General features: G+C 61.0%; 5 protein-coding genes. All 5 read left to right on the top strand.

The genetic code is table 11. The features are described from left to right. Positions 1 to 319: 319 nt before the first annotated feature. Positions 320 to 502: a hypothetical protein gene (locus AB0300_RS18770; protein WP_366216686.1), complete on the top strand. Its 183-nt coding sequence runs from the start codon at positions 320 to 322 to the stop codon at positions 500 to 502. Further along, positions 502 to 663, top strand: coding sequence for a hypothetical protein (locus AB0300_RS18765; protein WP_366216685.1), 162 nt, complete (start codon positions 502 to 504; stop codon positions 661 to 663). Before AB0300_RS18770 ends, AB0300_RS18765 begins: the two co-directional genes overlap by 1 nt. A 682-nt stretch (positions 664 to 1,345) precedes the next feature. Next, positions 1,346 to 1,591, top strand: a complete 246-nt coding sequence (locus AB0300_RS18760; protein WP_366216684.1) for a hypothetical protein — start codon at positions 1,346 to 1,348, stop codon at positions 1,589 to 1,591. Continuing rightward, a complete protein-coding gene (locus AB0300_RS18755) occupies positions 1,591 to 1,725 on the top strand; it encodes a hypothetical protein (RefSeq protein ID WP_366216683.1) in 135 nt (44 codons plus the stop codon). The genes AB0300_RS18760 and AB0300_RS18755 overlap by 1 nt, the downstream gene beginning before the upstream one ends. 106 nt (positions 1,726 to 1,831) lie before the next feature. Continuing rightward, on the top strand, positions 1,832 to 1,975 hold the full coding sequence (locus AB0300_RS18750; protein ID WP_366216682.1) for a hypothetical protein: 144 nt from the start codon (positions 1,832 to 1,834) through the stop codon (positions 1,973 to 1,975). The last annotated feature ends 217 nt before the right edge of the window (positions 1,976 to 2,192 follow it).

Raw genomic sequence — 2,192 nt, 5'->3', positions numbered from 1 at the left:
AGTGTTCCGGCCCCAACCCATGCCACCCGCCTAGAAAGGCACGCTCATGGAGAGCGAACGACAGACCATGCACGCAATGGCCGTGCAAGCCCTCGAAGGTGAGGGTGACTTCCTGCTCAGTGTCGACTCACACGTCGGAGAAGACGATGACTAAGCCGATCACAACCTTCTGGGCGCGGCGCATCCGATGGGGACTGCGAGCTGGGCAGACACCCGAATGGTGGCCCGTCTACATCTTCCTCCCGCCCACACGACGGGCATTCGATCGATCCTTCTACGCCAAGCCATGGCGACGCGCAAACACTCGCAAGGGCAACTGATGACTGAGATTGAGTACGAGATCACCGAAGAGTGCACCTACTCGCACCTCCTCGCTAGCCACAAGTGGGTTGTCCGCTACGGCTTCTGCGAGTGCGGCTACGAGTGCGATGCGCACGAGTGGGTACGTCACGTCGCAGTCCTCACTGCCACGCTGGCTTCGAGAACCGAGGCGGCGTTTTGATGCGAAACGAGGTACAGGACTTCATCGCCTGGGCGGATCAGTCACCCGCGGTCACCTGGGCCGGAAGCCTCGGGCTCAAAGAACGATGGCTCAACCGCGACAACCCGGAGTACCAGGCAATGTTGCGCAGACGAGGCGAAGACGTCGACAACTTCCTCTGACAACGCCGAACGAATAGAACAGGAACTAGCCGCATGACCGAGGCATACACGGAGACGCGTTTCGTGCACTGGGTGGGGGATTGGTCCAAGACGCTGCATGCAAACGGACCCGCATCCTTCAAGTTCTTGACTCCCTACCCGGACGACGTCACATGCAAGCTGTGCAGGACGCTCCTGGACCGAGATCCTGAGGAATGGGCGTGACTGAGGTTGTTGTGTATACCCAACCCAACCGTCAACCCTGCAAAGCCACACTCCGCACCAGAGGCCTCATCCGTGACCTCGCCATCATCAACATGGAGGGCGAAGGGGACTGGCAGTGCGTGTTCGCCCCAGCAGGAGACGACGATGAAGCCTGAGAAGCAGAGCGCGCTTGACGGGGGTGATGAGTTATTAGGTGCAGCAGATGTGGTCGGCGGGTAGGCATCTATCTGAATGAGGTGAGCGGACCGTACATCGCACACACGTTCCCCGTCGCTTTCCACCGCGCCGTGGTGGACGGGGTAGACATCCGAAATGGCCTGATAGCTAGGTGGGCTGATGGCGACTGATTGCACGGCCACGCACCTCCTCAACAACGACTCCCTCGACTGCCAGCTCACCAACGGTCACGCCGGCCCACACAAAGGCCGAGCGGTAGACGGCGACTACTGGTGGCAGAAAGAACCCACAAGGACACGTCATGAGTGACACCACACGCGCCACGCTCGAAGAAGCCCTCGCCGCACACGTCGCAGACGAATGCGACGGAGACCTCGCAGGCGCCTACGTCATCGTCACCGAAACCACCACGTTCGCCGACGCCGAAGCAGAAGACAGCGTTCTCTACTTCACCACCCGAGCCATGCAATCCAGGTTCTACACGGACGGACTCCTCTACGCGGCACTTAACCGCGGCGACACCCTGTTCACCGACGAGGACGACTGATGCGGTACGACCAGCTCATCCTCAAAGCCACCATCGCGCTCGGTATCACATGGGCACTCGTCCGCACCGCAGACCACCTCATCGACAACCACCTCACCGCGCACTACTGGCGCCGCGTGAAAGGAACCCGATGACTACCACGTGTGCACGATGCGGACGACCCGCCACCTACCCGGCCAGCGGGACCATCACATGCGTCTGCGGAAACCGAATCCACGGCACATCCACCGGAGCACACGCATGACCCAACCCGAATACGCGTGCATCTCCTGCGACACCGTGTGGAACTCACAATCCGCCAGCGACAGGTGCTGCGACAACGACGACCTCACCGGATACGAACCCAGCCGCAACAGGCTCTCCTTCACACCCGGCTACGACTGAACTCCACACCCACACGAAGCCCTGACCACACACGGGCAGGGCTTCACCCCGTTAAGGACAGGTCAACGATGACCCGCACACTCCACACCTGCGAAGACTGCGGACGAAACGACCTCACGCCCCTCGGCGTGATGCTCTGTTGCTCGCCCCTCAACGACGCAGACGACCTAGAACACTAGTCGAACTGCTCGTCCTGTCGGGGACGAGTGCCCACGGA

The organism is Microbacterium sp. NPDC078814 (genome assembly GCF_040702645.1).
GTDB lineage: Bacteria > Actinomycetota > Actinomycetes > Actinomycetales > Microbacteriaceae > Microbacterium.
Note: the sequence above shows the minus strand (reverse complement) of the source record. Positions and strands in the feature narration are given on the sequence as shown.